Source organism: Stenotrophomonas sp. YJH_SMC_58, from assembly GCF_059369635.1.
This window is the reverse complement of the sequence record NZ_JCAFSW010000002.1, coordinates 109,356-128,890: the sequence shown is the minus strand read 5'-3', so window position 1 is coordinate 128,890 and position 19,535 is coordinate 109,356. Positions and strand designations below refer to the sequence as shown.

General features: G+C 67.3%; 16 protein-coding genes and 1 pseudogene. 14 read left to right on the top strand and 3 right to left on the bottom strand.

Annotation, left to right across the window (positions count from 1 at the left end):
* Position 1: 1 nt before the first annotated feature.
* From ftsW to lpxC, 8 genes and pseudogenes are all read left to right on the top strand, one after another.
* The gene (gene ftsW / locus AC5P68_RS03100; protein ID WP_005408078.1) at positions 2 to 1,321 is read left to right on the top strand and encodes a putative lipid II flippase FtsW; all 1,320 of its coding nucleotides are present in this window, start codon (positions 2 to 4) and stop codon (positions 1,319 to 1,321) included.
* Positions 1,318 to 2,406: an undecaprenyldiphospho-muramoylpentapeptide beta-N-acetylglucosaminyltransferase gene (murG, locus tag AC5P68_RS03095; protein WP_049402367.1), complete on the top strand. Its 1,089-nt coding sequence runs from the start codon at positions 1,318 to 1,320 to the stop codon at positions 2,404 to 2,406. Before ftsW ends, murG begins: the two co-directional genes overlap by 4 nt.
* A 40-nt stretch (positions 2,407 to 2,446) precedes the next feature.
* Entirely contained in the window at positions 2,447 to 3,883 is a 1,437-nt protein-coding gene (gene murC / locus AC5P68_RS03090) for a UDP-N-acetylmuramate--L-alanine ligase (protein ID WP_049402366.1), read from the top strand.
* Positions 3,880 to 4,842, top strand: coding sequence for a D-alanine--D-alanine ligase (locus tag AC5P68_RS03085; protein ID WP_049402364.1), 963 nt, complete (start codon positions 3,880 to 3,882; stop codon positions 4,840 to 4,842). The genes murC and AC5P68_RS03085 overlap by 4 nt, the downstream gene beginning before the upstream one ends.
* Positions 4,839 to 5,516: pseudogene (locus AC5P68_RS03080) on the top strand (cell division protein FtsQ/DivIB); the annotation flags it as partial. The gene AC5P68_RS03085 and the pseudogene AC5P68_RS03080, both read left to right, overlap by 4 nt.
* A gap of 68 nt (positions 5,517 to 5,584) precedes the next feature.
* On the top strand, positions 5,585 to 6,820 hold the full coding sequence (gene ftsA / locus AC5P68_RS03075) for a cell division protein FtsA (RefSeq protein ID WP_005408083.1): 1,236 nt from the start codon (positions 5,585 to 5,587) through the stop codon (positions 6,818 to 6,820).
* 169 nt (positions 6,821 to 6,989) lie between these two features.
* Positions 6,990 to 8,225, top strand: a complete 1,236-nt coding sequence (gene ftsZ, locus AC5P68_RS03070) for a cell division protein FtsZ (protein WP_005408084.1) — start codon at positions 6,990 to 6,992, stop codon at positions 8,223 to 8,225.
* A 192-nt stretch (positions 8,226 to 8,417) separates the two neighbouring features.
* Positions 8,418 to 9,329, top strand: a complete 912-nt coding sequence (gene lpxC / locus AC5P68_RS03065) for a UDP-3-O-acyl-N-acetylglucosamine deacetylase (RefSeq protein WP_005408085.1) — start codon at positions 8,418 to 8,420, stop codon at positions 9,327 to 9,329.
* Between the two features lie 282 nt (positions 9,330 to 9,611).
* Here lpxC and AC5P68_RS03060 read toward each other — a convergent pair whose 3' ends face one another.
* A complete protein-coding gene (locus AC5P68_RS03060; protein ID WP_005408086.1) occupies positions 9,612 to 10,061 on the bottom strand; it encodes a DciA family protein in 450 nt (149 codons plus the stop codon).
* Positions 10,062 to 10,073: 12 nt separating this feature from the next.
* Between AC5P68_RS03060 and AC5P68_RS03055 the strand changes: the two genes are divergently transcribed.
* From AC5P68_RS03055 to AC5P68_RS03045, 3 genes are all read left to right on the top strand, one after another.
* Positions 10,074 to 11,030, top strand: a complete 957-nt coding sequence (locus tag AC5P68_RS03055; RefSeq protein WP_033834438.1) for a M23 family metallopeptidase — start codon at positions 10,074 to 10,076, stop codon at positions 11,028 to 11,030.
* A 278-nt stretch (positions 11,031 to 11,308) separates the two neighbouring features.
* Positions 11,309 to 14,041 carry a preprotein translocase subunit SecA gene (secA, locus tag AC5P68_RS03050; protein ID WP_005408088.1) on the top strand — a complete coding sequence of 911 codons (2,733 nt, stop codon included), beginning with the start codon at positions 11,309 to 11,311 and terminating at the stop codon, positions 14,039 to 14,041.
* A 102-nt stretch (positions 14,042 to 14,143) separates the two neighbouring features.
* A complete protein-coding gene (locus AC5P68_RS03045; RefSeq protein WP_033834440.1) occupies positions 14,144 to 15,100 on the top strand; it encodes a Nudix family hydrolase in 957 nt (318 codons plus the stop codon).
* A gap of 51 nt (positions 15,101 to 15,151) precedes the next feature.
* Here the strand turns inward: AC5P68_RS03045 and AC5P68_RS03040 are convergent, their stop codons facing one another.
* Together AC5P68_RS03040 and metF are read right to left on the bottom strand one after the other, a co-directional pair.
* Positions 15,152 to 15,736, bottom strand: coding sequence for a DUF4124 domain-containing protein (locus AC5P68_RS03040; protein WP_033834441.1), 585 nt, complete (start codon positions 15,734 to 15,736; stop codon positions 15,152 to 15,154).
* 40 nt (positions 15,737 to 15,776) lie between these two features.
* The gene (metF, locus tag AC5P68_RS03035; protein ID WP_033834442.1) at positions 15,777 to 16,604 is read right to left on the bottom strand and encodes a methylenetetrahydrofolate reductase [NAD(P)H]; all 828 of its coding nucleotides are present in this window, start codon (positions 16,602 to 16,604) and stop codon (positions 15,777 to 15,779) included.
* A 203-nt stretch (positions 16,605 to 16,807) separates the two neighbouring features.
* Between metF and AC5P68_RS03030 the strand changes: the two genes are divergently transcribed.
* From AC5P68_RS03030 to AC5P68_RS03020, 3 genes are read left to right on the top strand one after another with little or no spacing between them, the layout of a single operon-like run.
* Complete coding sequence (locus AC5P68_RS03030; RefSeq protein ID WP_033834443.1) at positions 16,808 to 17,734, top strand: alpha/beta fold hydrolase; 927 nt, start codon at positions 16,808 to 16,810, stop codon at positions 17,732 to 17,734.
* 24 nt (positions 17,735 to 17,758) lie between these two features.
* Positions 17,759 to 18,805 (top strand): sensor histidine kinase, encoded by a 1,047-nt coding sequence (locus AC5P68_RS03025; protein ID WP_033834461.1) that lies wholly within the window; start codon positions 17,759 to 17,761, stop codon positions 18,803 to 18,805.
* Complete coding sequence (locus tag AC5P68_RS03020) at positions 18,802 to 19,533, top strand: LytR/AlgR family response regulator transcription factor (RefSeq protein WP_049402357.1); 732 nt, start codon at positions 18,802 to 18,804, stop codon at positions 19,531 to 19,533. The genes AC5P68_RS03025 and AC5P68_RS03020 overlap by 4 nt, the downstream gene beginning before the upstream one ends.
* Positions 19,534 to 19,535 lie beyond the last annotated feature (2 nt).

The window sequence follows — 19,535 nt, the reverse complement described above, 5'->3', positions numbered from 1 at the left end:
GATGAACGACCTGTCCCGCCAGGCAACACGCCTTGAAGCCATCGAAGGCAGCTACGACAAGTGGCTGCTGGGCGCGATCATCGCGCTCACCGGCGTGGGCGTGGTGATGGTGGCGTCCAGCTCGATCGCCTTGATGAGCAGTCCGTTCTACTACCTCAACCGCCACCTGATCTTCCTGGCGGTGGGTATCGTGCTGGCGGTCATCGCCGCCCGCACTGAACTGAAGTCCATCGAGCAGTACAACCAGATGCTGCTGCTGGGCTGCTTCGTGCTGCTGCTGGCGGTGTTCGCACCGGGCCTGGGCAGCACCGTCAACGGTGCGCGCCGCTGGATCAACCTGGGCATCTCCAAGTTCCAGACGGTCGAAGCAGTGAAAGTGCTCTACATCGTCTGGCTGTCCAGCTACCTGGTGCGTTTCCGCGACGAGGTCAACGCGACCTGGCCGGCGATGCTCAAGCCGCTGGGCGTGGCCGGGGCGCTGGTGGTGCTGCTGCTGCTGCAGCCGGACTTCGGCTCGTCCACCCTGCTGCTGGCGATCACCGCCGGCATGCTGGTGCTGGGCGGGGTGAACATGCCGCGCATGTCGATGCCGGTGATCATCGGCCTGGTCGGCATGAGCGCACTGGCGATCATCGAGCCGTACCGCATGCGCCGCATCACCTCCTTCCTGGACCCGTGGGCCGACCAGCAGGGCGACGGCTACCAGCTGTCCAACGCGCTGATGGCGGTGGGCCGTGGCGAGTGGACCGGCGTCGGCCTGGGCAACTCGGTGCAGAAGCTGTACTACCTGCCCGAAGCGCATACCGACTTCATTTTCTCGGTCACCGCCGAGGAATTCGGCTTCCTGGGCACCTGCGTGATCGTGGCCCTGTACGCGCTGCTGGTCGGCCGGACCTTCTGGCTGGGCATGCGCTGCGTGGAGATGAAGCGGCACTTCTCCGGCTACATCGCCTTCGGCATCGGCCTGTGGATCAGCATGCAGACCTTCGTTTCGATCGGCGTGAACCTGGGCATCCTGCCGACCAAGGGCCTGACCCTGCCGCTGATCTCTTCCGGCGGCTCGTCGGTGCTGATGACCTGCGTGGCGATGGGCCTGCTGCTGCGCGTGTCCTATGAACTCAAGCGCGCCGAGCGCCGCCAGGCCGTGCGCATCGGCGGCACCGAAGACGCCGCTGCCGAGCCGAGCGACGAGCCGGCCGCGCCGGTGGCCGCCAGCGTACCGATGAGCGCCGAGCCGGTGGCTGCCGCTGCAGCGAACGCTGCGCGTGGCACCAGCCGCCTGCAGTCGCGCATCGAACCGACCTTCGGGAGGCTGTCATGAGCACAGCCACCGGCAACGTGCGCCCGGTGATGATCCTGGCCGGTGGTACCGGCGGTCACATCTTCCCCGGCCTGGCCGTGGCCCGCGTGCTGCGCGCGCGCGGCGTGCCGGTCACCTGGATGGGCGCCGACGGTGCGATGGAAACCCGTCTGGTGCCGCAGCACGACATTCCGATCGACACGCTGGCCATCACCGGCCTGCGCGGCAAGGGCAAGCTGGCCCTGCTGGGCGCGCCGTGGCGGCTGATGCGCGCGCTGCGCGCGGCCGGCATGATCATCCGCAAGCGCCAGCCGCGTGCGGTGGTGGCCTTCGGTGGATTCGCCTCCGGTCCCGGCGGCATGGCCACGCGCCTGCATGGCCTGCCGCTGATCGTGCATGAGCAGAACCGCGCACCGGGCCTGACCAATCGCATCCTGTCGCGCTATGCACGCCGTCTGCTGACCGGCTTCCCGGGCACCTTCGCCAAGGGCGAGGAGTTTGTCGGCAACCCGGTGCGTGCGGAGATCGCCGCCATCGCACCGCCGGAACAGCGCTTCGCCGACCGCCAGGGTCCGCTGCGCGTGCTGGTGGTGGGCGGCAGCCAGGGTGCACGCGCGCTCAATACCGGCGTGCCGCAGGCCATCGCTGCGCTGGGCGCCACAGTGCCGGTGCAGGTGCGTCACCAGAGCGGCGAGAAGATGCATGCCGAAGCGGTCGAGGCGTATGCCAAGGCTGGTGTGCAGGCGGAGATCACCCCGTTCATCGCCGACATGGCCGAGGCGTTTGCCTGGGCCGATCTGGTCGTATGCCGCTCCGGCGCGTCCACGCTGGCCGAGCTGTGCGCGGTCGGTGTCGGCAGTGTGCTGGTGCCATTCCCCGCTGCCGTCGACGATCACCAGACCCGCAATGCGGAGTACCTGGTCGAGCGCGGCGCGGCGGTTTTGCTGAAGCAGGACGGAACGCTGGCCGAAGGCATTGCCTCACTGCTGCGCGATCTGTCCGAAAATCCCGCCCGCCGCATGCAGATGGCGCAAGCCGCGCGTGCCTTGGCCAAGGTCGATGCCGCCGAGCGCATCGCCGATATCATTCTTGAGGAAGCTGTATGAAGAAGGCATGCCAGCGCGCCTGCCCTGCGCGAGGCCGCGCATGATCCGCCGCCTGCACGACACCAACGACCTGGTGCGCGCATTCCCGCGCGTGCATTTCGTCGGCATCGGCGGCACCGGCATGAGCGGTATCGCCGAAGTGATGCTGACGCTGGGCTATGAAGTGTCCGGTTCGGACAACGCCGACAACGTGGCGACCCGCCGCCTGGCCAGCCTGGGTGCGCGCATCATGCGTGGCCACTCGGCGGCCAACGTGCTGGGCACCGACTGCGTGGTGGTCTCCAGCGCCATCCGCGAAGACAACCCGGAACTGATGGAAGCGCGCAGCCAGCGCATTCCGATCATGCCGCGCGCAGCGATGCTGGCCGAACTGATGCGTTTCCGCCGTGGCATCGCCGTGGCCGGCACCCATGGCAAGACCACCACCACCAGCCTCACCGCTGCGGTGCTGAGCGAAGGTGGCCTGGACCCGACGTTCGTGATTGGTGGCCAGCTGCTGGCCGCCGGCGCCAACGCCAAGCTGGGTGGTGGCCAGTGGCTGGTGGCCGAGGCCGACGAAAGCGATGGCAGCTTCCTGCGCCTGAATCCGTTGATGTCGATCATCACCAACATCGATGCCGATCATCTGGAGAACTACGGCAACGACTTTGCCCGCGTGCAGGCGGCGTTTGCCGAGTTCCTGCAGCGCCTGCCGTTCTATGGCCTGGCGGTGCTGTGCATCGACGACCCGGAGGTGGCTGCGCTGGCCGCCAGGACCCCGCGCCACGTGATGAGCTACGGCATGAGCCCGCAGGCCGACGTGCGCGCCGAGAACGTGGTGCAGGATGGGTCGCGCATGCGCTTCACCCTGCGCCTGCCGCAGGGCACCAGCCAGGAAGTGGTACTGGCACTGCCAGGCAGGCACAACGTGCTCAACGCGCTGGCCGCCGCCGCAGTGGGTTGGCAGCTGGGCGTGGCCCCGGACGCCATCGCGCGTGCGCTGGAAGGCTTCGCCGGTGTCGGCCGTCGCTTCAACGATCTGGGCGAAGTGACCACCGCCAGTGGTGCCAAGGTTCGCATCATCGATGACTACGGTCATCACCCGAGCGAGCTGGAAGCCGTGTTCGCCGCCGCCCGTGGTGGCTGGGCCGACAAGCGCCTGGTGGTGGCCTTCCAGCCGCACCGCTACAGCCGAACCCGCGACCAGTTCGACAAGTTCGCCGCGGTGCTGTCCAGCGTCGATGCGCTGGTGCTGAGCGAGGTCTACCCGGCTGGCGAGGAACCGATTGCCGGTGCCGACTCGCATGCGCTGGCCCGCGCCATCCGCGCGCGCGGCCGCAGCGAACCGGTGGTGGTTGGCAAGGCCGCCGAGCTGGCCAGCGTGCTGCCGGACGTGCTGCAGGACGGTGACTTGCTGCTGATGATGGGGGCGGGCGACATCGGCGCCGTGGCTACCCACATCGCGGTGGAAGGCTTCAAGGGGGAGGGCGAGGCGTGAGCGCGCTGACCTTCCCGCCGCTGCGCGTGACCGACCCGGCTGTATTCGGTCGCGTCGCCGTGCTGCTCGGTGGCACTTCCAGCGAACGCGAGGTGTCGCTGGATTCCGGCCGCAACGTACTGGAAGCACTGCAGTCGCGCGGTGTCGATGCGTTCGCGGTGGATGGCATTCCGGCGCTGGCCAAGGCGCTGGCTGCCGGCGGCATCGACCGTGTGTTCAACATCCTGCACGGCCACAACGGTGGTGGTGAGGATGGCATCGTGCAGGGCCTGATGGACGCTTTCGGCGTGCCGTACACCGGCTCGGACGTGCTGGGCTCTGCGCTGAGCATGGACAAGATCCGTACCAAGCAGGTGTGGTTGTCGCTGGGCCTGCCGACCCCGCAATACCGCAAGGTCGACGCATCGAACGTGCATGCACTGGCGGCCGAGCTGGGCCTGCCGGTGGTGGTGAAGCCGGCCAACGAAGGCTCCAGCGTGGGCATCAGCCGGGTCACCGACGACGCCGGCCTGGATGAGGCCGTGGCCCTGGCTGCGCGCTACGACGGCCAGCTGCTGATGGAGCAGATGGTGGTCGGCGACGAACTGACCGTGGCCATTCTCGGCGACGTCGCGCTGCCGTCGATCCGCATCGTGCCCAAGGGCCAGTGGTACGACTACAACGCCAAGTACATCGCCGAGGACACCCAGTACCTGTGCCCGGGCCTGGACGGTGGCGACGAAGAGGAAATCCGCCGCATCGCGCTGGCCGCGTTCCGCGCCGCCGGTTGCCGTGGTTGGGGCCGCGTGGACGTGATGCGCGACCGCAGCAGCGGCCGCTTCTTCCTGCTGGAAGTGAACACCGCGCCGGGCATGACCAGCCATTCGCTGGTGCCCAAGGCCGCAGGCCAGGCCGGCATCAGCTTCGAAGAGCTGGTGTGGCGCGTGCTGGAACAGACCCTGGAGGCCTCGCACGCATGAACGCGGTGCTGCGCATCTTCGTCTGGCTGTTGGCGCTGTCGGTGGTTGCACTGCCGGTGGTGGCCGTGGTCAATGGCTGGGTCGGCGCCGAGCGCTGGCCGCTGGCGAAGCTGCGCGTGCATGGTGAGTTCAAGCGGGTGCCGGCCGAACAGCTGCAGCAGGTGCTGTTGCCGTATGCGCGCGCCGGCTTCTTTGCGGTCAAGCTGCAGGACGCGCAGGACGCGCTGGAACAGCTGCCGTGGGTGGAAAGCGCGCAGGTGCGCAAGCAGTGGCCGGACGTGCTGGAGGTGACTCTGGTCGAGCACAAGCCGTTCGCGCGCTGGGGCAGTGACCGCCTGGTTTCCGAGCAGGGCAAGTTGTTCCCCACGCCGAAGAAGCTGGCCGACCTGGCGCTGCCCGAACTGGATGGCCCGGACAGCCAGACAGAAGAAGTGATGAAGCTGTACAGCGACTCGCGTGCATTGTTCGCACCGGCCGGCGTCGACGTGCGCCGGGTGACGATGGATGCACGCGGCAGCTGGTCGCTGGTGCTGAGCAACGGCACCGAAGTGGTGGTGGGCCGTGACGACGCGCGCTCGCGCATGCAGCGCTTCGTCAAGGTGCTGCCGCAGCTGAACCGTCAGGACGCGCCGATCGAGCGCGCCGACCTCCGTTACACCAATGGTTTCACGCTGAGCTGGGGTACCCCGGCCACGCCGGCGAAAACGCCGGCGACCCCGGCCAGAAGCACGCAGGAAAGGACATGAATCGCAAGGGTGACAAATCGCTGATCGTTGGCCTGGACATCGGCACCTCCAAGGTGGTGGCGCTGGTGGGCGAGTATTCGCCGGGCAACCCGATCGAAGTGATCGGCATCGGCTCGCACGAGTCGCGCGGTTTGAAGCGCGGCGTGGTGGTGGACATCGAATCGACCGTGCAGTCGATCCAGCGCGCGGTGGAAGAAGCCGAGCTGATGGCCGGCTGCGAGATCCGCTCGGTGTACGCCTCGATCTCCGGCAACCACGTGCAGTGCAAGAACTCGCCGGGCATCGTGCCGATCCGCGACGGGGAAGTGACCTGGGGCGACCTGGATCGCGTGCTCGATGCGGCCAAGGCGGTGGCCATTCCGGCCGACCAGAAGATCCTGCACGCGATCCCGCGCGAGTACGTGCTGGACGATTCGCAGGAAGGCATCCGCAACCCGGTCGGCATGACCGGCGTGCGCCTGGAGGTGCATGCGCACCTGGTTGTGTGCGCGCAGTCGGCGGCGGCCAACATCAGCAAGTGCGTGCAGCGCTGCGGCCTGCAGGTGGATGACCTGGTGCTGTCCTCGCTGGCCTCCAGCGTTGCGGTGCTGACCGCCGACGAGCGCGAGCTGGGCGTGGTGCTGGTCGACATGGGCGCCGGTACCACCGACATCGCGGTGTTCGTGCAGGGCGCGATCTGCCACACCGCCTCGCTGCCGATCGCCGGCGACCACGTGACCAACGACATCGCGCACATGCTGCGCACGCCGACCCCGGAAGCCGAGCAGATCAAGGTGCGCTATGCCTGCGCCCTGGCCCAGCTGGCCACCGCCGAGGAAAGCATCCAGGTGCCGTCGGTCGGCGACCGGCCGCCGCGCCGCATGCCGCGCCACTCGCTGGCGCAGGCGGTGCAGGGCCGTTACGAGGAAATCTTCGAGATGGTGCAGGCCGAACTGCGCCGCTCCGGCTTCGAGGAACTGGTGCGCGCCGGCATGGTGCTGACCGGTGGTGCCTCGAAGATGGAAGGCGTGGTCGAGCTGGCCGAGGAAATGCTGCAGATGCCGGTGCGCGTGGGCATCCCGCAGCACGTCACCGGCCTGGGCGAAGTGGTGGGCAACCCGGTGCATGCCACCGGCGTGGGCCTGCTGCTGATGGGCAGCCAGATCGAGCACCCGCGGCGGCCGTCGCTGCCGACCGGGCGCGCCGGAAGCATGTTCAAGAAACTCAAGACCTGGTTCCGCGGCGAGTTCTGACGCGGAACCCGTAACACCGGGGTCACCCCGGCGCAGCACCTGCAGTACCCGCATCACAACGCAGCAACGCAATACACAACCCACACAGCCGCAACGGCAACATGACACGCGAAGGCAGGAGGCCCGACCGTCCATGCCACCGACAAGCGGATACAACGAGGACACGGACATGGCGCATTTTGAACTGATCGAAAAGATGGCACCCAATGCGGTGATCAAGGTGGTTGGCGTGGGCGGCGGCGGCGGCAATGCCGTGGCGCACATGGTCAACTCGGCGGTGGACGGCGTGGAATTCATCACTGCCAACACCGACTCCCAGGCCATCAAGAATTGCGGTGCCAAGCTGCAGCTGCAGCTGGGTACCAACGTGACCAAGGGCCTGGGCGCAGGCGCGAACCCGGAAGTCGGCCGCCAGGCCGCGCTGGAAGACCGTGAGCGCATCATGGACGCCCTGCAGGGCGCGGACATGGTGTTCATCACCGCCGGCATGGGCGGCGGCACCGGCACCGGCGCTGCACCGGTGGTGGCGCAGCTGGCCAAGGAGATGGGCATCCTGACCGTGGCCGTGGTCACCAAGCCGTTCCCGTTCGAAGGCCGTCGCCGCATGCAGGTGGCGCTGAAGGGCATCGAGGAACTGAGCCAGCACTGCGACTCGCTGATCACCATCCCGAACGAGAAGCTGATCACCGTGCTGGGCCGCAACGCGACCATGATCCAGGCATTCCGCGCCGCCAACGACGTGCTGCAGGGCGCCGTGCAGGGCATCGCCGACCTGATCGTGCGTCCGGGCCTGATCAACGTCGACTTCGCCGACGTGCGCACCGTCATGTCCGAAATGGGCCTGGCGATGATGGGTACCGGCACCGCCCGTGGCGATGACCGCGCCCAGGCCGCTGCCGAATCGGCCATCCAGAACCCGCTGCTGGACGACGTGAACCTGGCCGGTGCCAACGGCATCCTGGTCAACATCACCGCCGGTGCGGACTTCACCATGGCCGAGTTCGACGAGATCGGCCGCACCATCGACGGCTTCGCTTCGGAAGACGCCACCGTGGTGGTCGGCACCGTGCTCGACCCGGACATGCAGGACGAAGTGCGCGTGACCGTGGTTGCCACCGGCCTGAACCGCGTGTCGGCCAGCAAGGCCCAGCGTCCGGGCGAGCGCGCGCCGATCAAGCTGGTCCGCAACGCCACCACCGGCCAGCCGGAGTTCGGCGACTTCGACAACGGCGGCGACGCCGTGTCCAAGGCCGTCGGCGGCATGGGCCTGGGCCTGCGTCGCGCCAGCAGCGATACCGCGGCGGCTTCGGCCCCGTCGGCGCCGTCCTCTTCGGCCCCGGCCGCGGCAGAACTGCCGAACGACTACCTGGACATCCCGGCGTTCCTGCGCCGCCAGGCGGACTGAGCGGGCCGGCCCGGGGTTGTCCTCCCCGGGTTGCGCCACCATGTCCTGAAAACGCGGGCGCCGGGCCAGGATGGGCCCGGCCGCCCTGCTTCATGTGCGTCCCATTGGCGCGCCGGTGTGTCCTGCCTGCCTTTCAGCCGGGGTAGGGGACCGTGCGTGTTAATCTAATGTGTCACTTCCGGTCCATCCCCCATGATCCAGCAACGCACCCTCAAGAACACGATCCGCGCCACCGGCGTTGGCCTGCACAGCGGCGACAAGGTCTACATGACCCTGCGCCCGGCACCGGTCAACCATGGCATCGTGTTCCGCCGCGTGGACCTGGACCCGGTGGTGGAAGTGCCGGCCAAGGCCGAGCTGGTCACCGAAGTGACCCTGTGCACCGGCCTGACCTGCAACGACGCCAAGATCCAGACCGTCGAACACCTGATGTCGGCGCTGGCCGGCCTGGGCGTGGACAACATCATTGTCGAACTGTCCTCGGCCGAGCTGCCGATCATGGACGGTTCGGCCGGCCCGTTCGTGTTCCTGCTGCAGTCGGCGGGCATCGTGGAACAGGATGCGCCCAAGCGCTTCATCCGCGTGCTGAAGACCGTGGAAGTGACCGAAGGCGACAAGGTGGCCCGCTTCAGCCCGTACGAGGGCTACAAGCTGGGCTTCACCATCCAGTTCGACCACCCGATGATTCCGGCCAAGCAGTCGCGCCAGGAAATCGAGTTCTCGACGCTGGCCTACACCAAGGAAATCTCCCGCGCGCGCACCTTCGGCTTCATGCGCGACCTGGAATACATGCGCGAGCGCAACCTGGGCCTGGGCGGTTCGATGGACAACGCCATCGTGCTGGACGAGTTCCGCGTGCTCAACGAAGACGGCCTGCGCTACGCCGACGAATTCGTGCGCCACAAGATCCTCGATGCGATCGGCGACCTCTATCTGGCCGGTGGCCAGGTGCTGGGCGCCTACGAAGGCTTCAAGTCCGGTCACGCCCTCAACAACAAGCTGGTGCGGGCGCTGATGGCCGACGCCACTGCCTGGGAATGGGTCAGCTTCGACTCGCCGGCGACGCCGGATCCGGTCGAATATGCCACTCCGGCCTACGCCTGATTTATGTAGGTTGTTGAATTAAAAGACAAAAACGCCGCCTTCCAGGGCGGCGTTGTCGTTTCAGGCGTGTTCGGCGCATTCAGCATGCTTGACACGCGTCAAGGCCGGTTTGGCGTCACGGTTTTGTGAACCTGTTGGATCGGAAGCCTGAATTTAACGCAGTTTTAACAACAATCTAACGACAGGCCCCCGGATGGCAGCTAGGATGCGACTCGGCCCCCGAAATGTTTCACGCCGTGGTGACACGCGCGACGGGGAGCGGAGCCGGATGCTCCGTTGTCGTCAGGACCGCTTCTTCGGCTTCGAAGGAACGTCCTGCAGGCAAGCCAAGGCGTCGCGTAGCCCTTTGTGCGTGGCGGCTGAAACTGCGTGGGGTCCATTCCGGTTGTCGAGCGCTGGGGAGCGCGTGGGAGTGGGAGACGCAGTCTTGATGGTCACCCTGGTGGCCTTCAGCCCGATGGAACGGGCCGCGTCGAGCAACTGGGCTTCGGCAAGCCGCAACTTGGCATGCCAGACCGGGGACTCGACGAGAAAAACGAGGTGTTCCCCGTCCACATTGGCCAGCCGGCAACGGCTGCGCAGAGGTGGCGGCAACTGGGGGCGCAACTGACGGTCCAGCGCGTCGAGCCACAAGGCACGCCGCAGCGGGTTCCCGCTTTTGTCCGCCATCACCGCATCCAGCGCCGGCTTCGGCACTGACGCGGGGCGAACGCTGGATTTCGGCTCAGACATGAAAACTCACTGATGGCATTCAAAAAGATCGTAATCAAAACGCGTGAAGGACAGGCCAAGTCGTCGCCGATCGCGCGTTTGCGGTTCTATTTCGAGGACCGCCCCCGCGCCCTGCTGGGCAGCGTGCTCGGGGTAGGCTGCATTATCGGCCTTGCTGGCGGCATTGGCGCCAGCGCGCTGAATGATTCCCGGCTGCAGGCCAAGGTCGAGCGCCAGGATGCGGAACTGGCCAAGGTCAAGCGCGATGCGCAGACCCAGGTCAACGCGCTGGCGGCACGCCTCGGCGAGCTGCAGGCGCAGGCTACCCGCCTGAACGCCCTTGGCGAACGGCTGACCCAGATGGGCAAGCTGGAAGATGGCGAATTCGACTTCAACGAGACCCCTGGCCTCGGTGATGGCGATGCCGGCGGCCCGACCAGCGACATCCCGGTCAAGGACGTCAACGCCGACTTACAGGTGCTGGAGCAGCGTTTCGCTGCTTCAGGCCGCCAGTTGTCGGTGATGGAATCGCTGATGTTCGACCACCAGCTGCAGCAGAACGCCGTGCCGTCGCGCATGCCGATCCGCAACAGCTACGTGACCTCCGGCTTCGGCACCCGTGCCGACCCGTTCGGCCGCGGTGCCGCGACCCACAAGGGCATGGACTTCCACGCCAAGGTCGGCGACCCGGTGATGGCCGTGGCCGAAGGCGTGGTCAGCTTCGCCGGCGTGAAGGGCGGTTACGGCAACGTGGTCGACGTCGACCACGGTAATGGCTACGTCACCCGCTACGCGCACAATTCGCGCCTGGTGGTGAAGGCCGGTGACCTGGTCCGTGCCGGGCAGGAAGTGGCCAAGGCCGGTTCCACCGGTCGTTCGACCGGCGCCCACGTGCACTTCGAGGTGTGGGAGAACGGCAACGTGGTCAACCCGCGCAAGTTCCTCGGCGACGGCGGCAACACGCCGGTCGGCCGCGTCAGCCGCGGCTGATGCCCGGGGCGGATCCCTTCCGCGCCGCGGGAGGGCTCTGACCCGATGCGGTTGATCTGGTAGTGCCGGCCGCTGGCCGGCAACCTCATGATCTTCGGCAGCATCGCGGATCACCGGCCAGCGGCCGGCACTACCCCTCGGGGTTGAAACCTCAGCCGCCCGTCCCAAGCTACAATGAGTGTTGCCATCGACAGGGCGCCAGGCGCCCTGTTTCGTTTGCGGCGGACGGATCCCAAGGGGGAGGCCGGGCGTCGTGTCCATCCAACCCGGTTCCTTCAATGATCAACAGCCTGCTTACCCGCGTATTTGGCAGTCGTAACGAACGACAGCTGCGCCAGCTCAACCGCATCGTCGCCAAGATCAATGCGCTGGAGCCGGAGATCGAGAAGCTTTCCGACGAGCAGCTTCAGGCCAAGACGCCGGAGTTCAAGCAGCGCATCGCTGACGGTGAAGCCCTGGACAAGGTGCTGCCGGAAGCCTTCGCGGTCTGCCGCGAAGCCGGCCGCCGCGTGCTGGGCATGCGCCACTACGACGTGCAGCTGATCGGCGGCATGGTGCTTCACCTGGGCAAGATCGCAGAAATGCGCACCGGTGAAGGCAAGACCCTGGTGGCGACCCTGCCGGTGTATCTCAACGCGCTGGAAGGCAAGGGCGTGCACGTGGTCACCGTGAACGACTACCTGGCCCGCCGCGACGCCGCGCAGATGGGCAAGCTGTACAACTGGCTGGGCCTGAGCGTGGGCGTGGTCTACCCGGGCATGCCGCACAGCGACAAGCGCGAAGCCTATGCTGCGGACATCACCTACGGCACCAACAACGAATTCGGCTTCGACTACCTGCGCGACAACATGGCGCTGTCCAAGGCCGACCGCTACCAGCGCGGCCTGCACTACGCCATCGTCGACGAAGTCGACTCCATCCTGATCGACGAGGCGCGTACCCCGCTGATCATCTCCGGCCCGGCCGACGATTCCCCGGAGCTGTACATCCGTGTCAACCGCGTCGTGCCGCACCTGGTCAAGCAGGAAGCGGAAGACGGCGAGGGCGACTTCTGGGTCGACGAGAAGGGCAAGCAGGTGCACCTGTCCGAAGCGGGCATGGAGCACGCCGAGCAGCTGCTGGTTGAAGCCGGCATCCTCAACGGCGAAACCGAAGGCCTGTACGCGGCGCAGAACCTGACCGTGGTCCACCATCTCAACGCCGCCCTGCGCGCGCACGCGATCTACCAGCGTGACGTTGACTACATCGTGCGCGACGGCGAAGTGGTCATCGTCGACGAGTTCACCGGCCGTACCCTGGCCGGCCGCCGCTGGTCCGATGGCCTGCACCAGGCGGTGGAAGCGAAGGAAGGCGTGCCGGTACAGCGCGAGAACCAGACGCTGGCGAGCATCACCTTCCAGAACCTGTTCCGCATGTACAAGAAGCTGTCCGGCATGACCGGCACGGCCGATACCGAAGCCTTCGAGTTCCAGAGCATCTACGGCCTGGAAGTGGTGGTGATCCCGACCAACCGCCCGACCATCCGCAAGGACAGCCCGGACCAGGTGTTCCTCAACCGCAAGGGCAAGTTCAATGCGGTGCTGGCCGACATCGAAGAGTGCGCCAAGCGCGGCCAGCCGGTGCTGGTCGGTACCACCTCGATTGAAACTTCGGAAATGCTGTCCGAGCACCTGAGCAAGGCCGGTGTGAAGCACGAAGTGCTCAATGCCAAGCAGCACGACCGCGAAGCGACCATCGTCGCCAACGCCGGCCGTCCGGGCGCGGTGACCATCGCCACCAACATGGCCGGCCGTGGTACCGACATCGTGCTGGGCGGTTCGCTGGAAGCAGAGCTCCACGCGCTGGGCGAGGACGCGACCGACGAGCAGAAAGCCGCGGTCAAGGCCGACTGGCAGAAGCGCCACGAGGCAGTGAAGGCGGCGGGCGGCCTGCACATCGTCGGCACCGAGCGCCATGAGTCGCGCCGTATCGACAACCAGCTGCGTGGCCGTTCCGGCCGCCAGGGTGACCCGGGTTCGTCCCGCTTCTACCTGTCGCTGGAAGACAACCTGATGCGCATCTTCGCCTCCGACTGGGTGCAGAAGGCCATGCGCATGATGGGCATGAAGGAAGACGACGTCATCGAAGACCGCCTGGTCAGCCGCCAGATCGAGAAGGCGCAGCGCAAGGTCGAGGCCCACAACTTCGACATCCGCAAGAACCTGCTGGACTTCGACGACGTCAACAACGACCAGCGCAAGGTGATCTACGCCCAGCGCGACGAACTGCTGGACGCCGAGTCGGTGAAGGATAACGTCGACGGCATCCGCGACGATGTGATCTTCGACGTGGTGGCCCGCTTCGTGCCGCCGAACTCGATCGACGAGCAGTGGGACCTGCGTGGCCTGGAAGCGACCCTGGAGTCGGACTTCGGCCTGCAGATGTCGCTGACTGACCTGGTCAAGGAGCACGAGGAGCTGGATGCCGAGGCGATTGCCGCCAAGGTGCAGGAACGCGTCAACCAGCACTTCGCCGAGAAGGAAGCCGGCGTGGGCGAAGAGACCATGCGCGCACTGGAGAAGCACGTGATGCTGACCGTGCTGGACCAGAGCTGGAAGGAGCACCTGGCGCGCATGGATTACCTGCGCCAGGGCATCTACCTGCGTGGTTACGCGCAGAAGCAGCCCAAGCAGGAATACAAGAAGGAAGCCTTCGAGCTGTTCTCGGACATGCTGGAGAACGTCAAGCGCGAAGTGGTGACCCTGCTGTCGCGCGTGCGTATCCGCAGCGACGAGGAAGTGCAGGCGCTGGAAGCGGCCGAACGCCAGCAGGCCGAAGCCCGCCTGAGCCAGTCGCAGTTCCAGCACCAGGACGTGGGCGGCTACAGCGCCGACGAGGAAGCCGCGCAGGTGCAGGCTGCCCAGCAGGGCGTGGCGCAGATGCAGCGCGACGAGCCGAAGATCGGCCGCAACGATCCGTGCCCGTGCGGCAGTGGCAAGAAGTACAAGCACTGCCACGGCCAGCTGAGCTGATGCCGAAGAGCCCCGCGAAAGCGGGGCTTTTCGTTTGTGGCAGGGGAGTCGCAGCGGATCCGTGATTGCGCCGGCCGCCCTGTTCTGGGCATGCTTCCCCCCATGCCTTCCCCCACCCGATCGATCCATGTCGTGGCCGCCGTCATCACCGACGCCCGTGGCCGCGTGCTGCTCAACCGCCGTACCGAGAACCGCGACATGGCCGGCCTGTGGGAGTTTCCCGGCGGCAAACGCGAATCCGGCGAGACCTCCGAACAGGCGCTGGTGCGCGAGCTGCGCGAGGAACTGGGCATCGAGGCCGATGTCGGCGAGTGGCTGATGGATGTGCCGCAGCGCTATCCGGACAAGCACCTGACCCTGGAGGTGCGCCACGTGCGCAGCTGGAAGGGGACACCGCGTGGGCGGGAGGGCCAGGCAATCACCTGGGTGGCGCCGGACAAGCTGGGCCGCTATTCGATGCCACCGGCCGATCTGCCGGTGGTGGCCGCGCTGCGCCAGCCCAACAGCTACCTGATCACCCCGGCGCCGGCCGATGATGAGGGCGGCGTGCAGCATTGGCATGAACAGCTGCAGCGCGTGGTGGCCGCGGGCCAGCAGCGCATCCAGCTGCGGTTGCCGACGGCGCATCCGCAGCGGCAGGCGATGGTCGAACAGGCCGTGCGCGCGCATCGTCGCAGCGGGGTGCAGTGGCTGCTCAATCGCGATATCGAACTGGCGCGTGCGTTGGGCGTGGGCGTACACCTGGGCAGCGAGCAGTTGCAGGAACTGTCGCAGCGTCCACTTCCCGAAGGCCAGCTGGTGGCCGCATCCTGCCACGACCTGCAGCAGCTGCAGGCCGCACAGCAGCTGGGCTGCGACTTCGCCGTGCTGGGCCCGGTGCAGGCCACGGCCAGCCATCCGGACGCGGTGCCGCTGGGCTGGGACGCGTTCGCCGAGCTGCGCGCGCAGGTGTCACTGCCGATCTATGCGCTGGGCGGCATGGGCCGCGGTCACGTCGCCGAAGCGCGTCGCCATGGCGGGCAGGGCATCGCCGCCATTCGCGGGCTGTGGCCAGAGTGAGCCGGCATGCGGGGTCAGATCCCTGCGCAGCAGGGCTCTGACCCCTCCCGATCACAGCGTGATCCAGAAACAACCATATTGCCGCCGCAACCCCAGCACCGTCGAAGCGCGCGCCACGCTGCCCGGCAACGTCTGCTCCAGGCGCAGGCCGACCGGATGGCGCACGGCCGGCGGCTCAGGGTCGGACCCCTGCGCAGCAGGGCTCTGACCTTCATCCTGCGATAGCGGCAGCGCCTGCGAGGGATACACCGGCACCACGTCCACCAACGGCCGCCGCGCCAACGATTCCAGTTGGCCGAGGATGCGCTGCGCGCCCGCGTCGGACACCGAGCCCCACAGGTACAGTGAAGACAGCCGATTGACGTCGTTGCTGAGGATGCCGTTGCGCAATGCGTCCACGAGCTCGCTCAGCCGGCGCGGGCAGCGTGCACCCAGCGTGTCGCGCGCTGCGGTATTGCCGGCCGGGGAGGGCGGCGGCAGCCGTGACCGTGCACCCACGCTGTCGCAGGGCCGGTCGGTATACACGCTCTGGCCCTGCGCATCGGTGCAGCGGTTCAGGCGCGTGGACTGTGCGTGGGCGACGCTCGACAGCACGCATAGCGGCAGCAGCAACAGCAGGAAGGAAAGCCGGATCATCCTCGCAGGGTAGCGCCGATCCGGTCCGCATGGCGTGCTTTCAGCCCTGCAGCAGCTTCAGCACCGACGTGGTCGGCTTGGCCAGGTTCAAGGTGTAGAAGTGCAGGCCGGGCGCGCCGCCTTCGATCAGGCGCTGGCACAGCCGGGCCACCACTTCCGTGCCGAATGCACGTACCGACTCGGCGTCATCGCCGTAGGCCTGCATCTTGCGGCCGATCCAGCGCGGTATTTCCGCGCCGCACTGCTCGGAGAAGCGGCGCAGCTGGCTGAAGTTGGCGATCGGCATGATGCCGGGCGTGATCGGCACCTGCACGCCGAGCCGGCGCACTTCATCGACGAAGTGGAAGTAGGCATCCGGGTTGAAGAAGTACTGGGTGATCGCCGCATCGGCACCGGCATCGATCTTGGCCTTGAAGTGCTTCAGGTCAGCCAGCGCATCGGTCGCCTGCGGATGCGTTTCCGGATACGCGCCCACTTCGATGTGGAACGCATCGCCGTGCTCGGTGCGGATGAAGTCGATCAGCTCGGCGGCGTAGCGCATGTCGCCGGGGAAGCCCATGCCCGAGGGAAGGTCACCGCGCAGCGCGACCAGACGACGGCAGCCGATGGCGCGGTACAGCTTGAGCAGTTCGCGGATCTCCTGGCGGGTGCCGCCCACGCACGACAGGTGCGGCGCGGCATCGAAGCCATGGTGCTGGTTGAGGTGGCGCACGGTCTCGGAGGTGTAGCTCAGGGTCGAGCCACCGGCGCCGAAGGTACACGACACGTATTCGGGGGCGTAGTCCTTCAGCTTGGCCGCGGCACGGTCCAGCTGGCTGCGCTGTTCGTCGGTCTTGGGCGGATAGAACTCGAAGCTGATGGCGGTCATGGCGCGGATGGCGGCGGTCGGTGTGAAGCATTATATCTCTTCATCAAGATGGATGCTTGAAGATTGCGTGAGAGCCCGCCGTCCCCGGCCCGCGACCGTTCGCCCCGCCGTGCGGCCGCTGCTCCGAAATCGCAACCGGGGTGCCTCCGCCAGGCCCACGCTGCTCCCATCCCGGCACCACCCACCCAATGAAGGAGCAGACGATGAAGATCTTCCTGGCACTCTGGTACGCAATGAAGGCCCTGGCCCGGCTGGCGATGATCGGCATGGCGATGGCCGTGCTCGGTTCCGGCTCGGCGCATGCGGCGGCCGCCACCGGCACCGGCAAGGTGCAGGTCGAGGTGGTCGGCAAGGGCCGTCCGCTGCTGATGATCCCCGGCCTGAACAGCAGCGCCGAGGTCTGGCGCGAGACCTGCCTGGCGCTGAAGGACGTGCAGTGCCATCTGGTGCAGCTGCCGGGCTTTGCCGGCGCTGCGCCAGCCGACCCGCGCCCGGCCGAATTCCTGCCGGCCATGCGCGGGCAGCTGCTTGCCTACCTGCATGACCAACAGCTGGGCCCGGTGGTGGTGATCGGCCACAGTCTTGGCGGCCTGCTGGGGCTGCAGGTGGCGCAGGCCGAGCCGAAGGCAGTCAGTGCGCTGGTGGTGGTCGACGCATTGCCGTTCCTGCCGGCGGCGCGTGACCCGAACGCCACCGCAGACAGCGTGCGGCCAATGGCTGACCAGCTGCGCAAGGGCATGCTCGCCGCCGATGCCGCGCAGTGGCAGGCGCAGCTGAAGGCCGCCCTGCCGGGCATGACCCGCGATCCGCAGCGGCAGGCCGAGCTGGGGCGCTGGGGCGAAGCCAGCGACCGCCAGACCACCGCTGACGCCATGCATGCGGTGATGGCCACCGACCTGCGTGACAGCATCGCCTCGATCACCGCACCGACGCTGGTGCTGGGCAGCTGGGCCGGCTACCAGCCGATGGGCGGCACCGAGGACAGCACGCGCGCGGTGTTCCAGGCGCAGTACGCGAAACTGCAGGGCGTGCAGATCGCGATGAGCGCGCAGGGTTTCCACTTCCTGATGTGGGATGATCCGCGCTGGCTGCGCGGTCAGGTGCAGGCCTTCCTCGACCACCACCACTGAGTTTCAACACGCCTCGGAATGGACATGCCGGATTCCTCCTCGACGGTACGCTTCTGGCTGCTCAATGCGCTGGTGTGGGCGCTCTATGGTGTTGCCGGAATCGGCCTGCGCCAGGCCTATTTCAGCGATGCCGGAAGCGCAGGCGTGTTGATCACGCTGGGACTGGCGTTGGCCCTGTTCGGGTGCAGCGGTGCCATCCGCGCGCTGGCGCTGCGTGCCGACTGGTGGGCGCGCGGCACGGCCGGGCTGTTGCTGCGGCTGGCGCTGTCGGTGGCATTGGGCGCGGCAGTGGCGCAGCTGCTGGTGAACATCGCGCTGCACTCAGCGCTGGCCTGGAACTGGGTGAGCCTGGGGCGGCAGACGGCCGACTTCAGCCCCAAGGCGCTGCTGCTCTACTGGTACACCACTGCGGTGATGCTGGCCCTGTGGGCAGCGCTCTGGGCAGGCCTGCACAGCCTGCGCCGGATACGCAGTGCGGAACTGGCGCGCCTGCGTGCCGAGGCCGAGCGCAGCGCGCTGGAGCGCGATGCACTGCGTGCACGGCTCAACCCGCATTTCATGTTCAATGCGCTGAACAACCTGCGCGCGCTGATCCTGGAAGACCCGGAGCGTGCGCGCGACATGGTCACCCGCCTGTCGCGCACGCTGCGCCAGGCGCTGGCACACAACCGCAGCGAGCAGGTCACCCTGGCCGAGGAACTGGTGGTCGTGGACGACTACCTGGCCATCGAGGCAGTCCACTTCGAACAGCGCCTGCAGGTAAGCCAGCACATTGATGCCGATGCCCTGCAGGCACAGCTGCCGGCGATGGCGCTGCAGCTGCTGGTGGAGAATGCGATCAAGCATGGCATCGCCAGCCGCCCGGGCGGCGGTGAGGTGCAGATCCGTGCCACGCTGGACAATGACGTGCTGCGCCTGCAGGTGGACAATCCGCTGGGCAGCGCCAACGAGCCCACCCATGGCCATGGCGTTGGCCTTGCCTACCTGCGTGCGCAGCTCGGCACGCAGGGTCGTTTCACCCTGCAGCCGGTCGGCGACCGCATGCAGGCCCTGCTGGAGATTCCGCAATGAGTGGCGTGCTGCGTGTGTTGATCGTTGATGATGCACGGCTGGCGCGCCAGGAGCTGCGCACGCTGTTGTCGGCGCTGCCGTGGGTGCAGTGCGTGGGCGAGGCCGACGATGTGCCCGCTGCACGCGAGGCGATCGCCACACTGGCCCCGGACCTGGTGCTGCTGGATGTGCAGATGCCCTCCGGCAGCGGCTTCGATGTGCTGGAGGGGCTGGAGACGGTGCCGGCGGTGGTCTTCGTTACTGCCTACGACACCTACGCGGTGCGCGCCTTCCAGGCCAACGCGCTGGACTATCTGGTGAAGCCGGTCGAGGCGCCGCGCTTGCTGGAAGCGTTGCAGCGGGCGCGCCAGCGCGAGGTGGTGGCGGGCGAAACGCCGGAGCCGCGCAGCACGCTGGGCGCGCAGGACCAGGTGTTCGTGCGCGAGGGCGAACGCTGCTGGTTCGTCGCGGTCTCGGAGATCCGTCGGCTGGTGGTGGATGGCAACTACACACGGCTATGGTTCCGCGACCAGAACGCCCTGCTGACCCGCAGCCTGAGCGCGCTGGAAGCACGCCTGCCGCCGGAGTTGTTCTTCCGCGCCAACCGCAACACGCTGGTCAACCTGCGCCGCATTCGTGGCGTGACGCCCAGCATTGCAGATGGCTACGATCTGGCGCTGGACGACGGCAGCGAGGTGGAGGTATCGCGGCGGCAGGCACGTGAACTGCGCGAGCGGATGGCGTTGTAGCT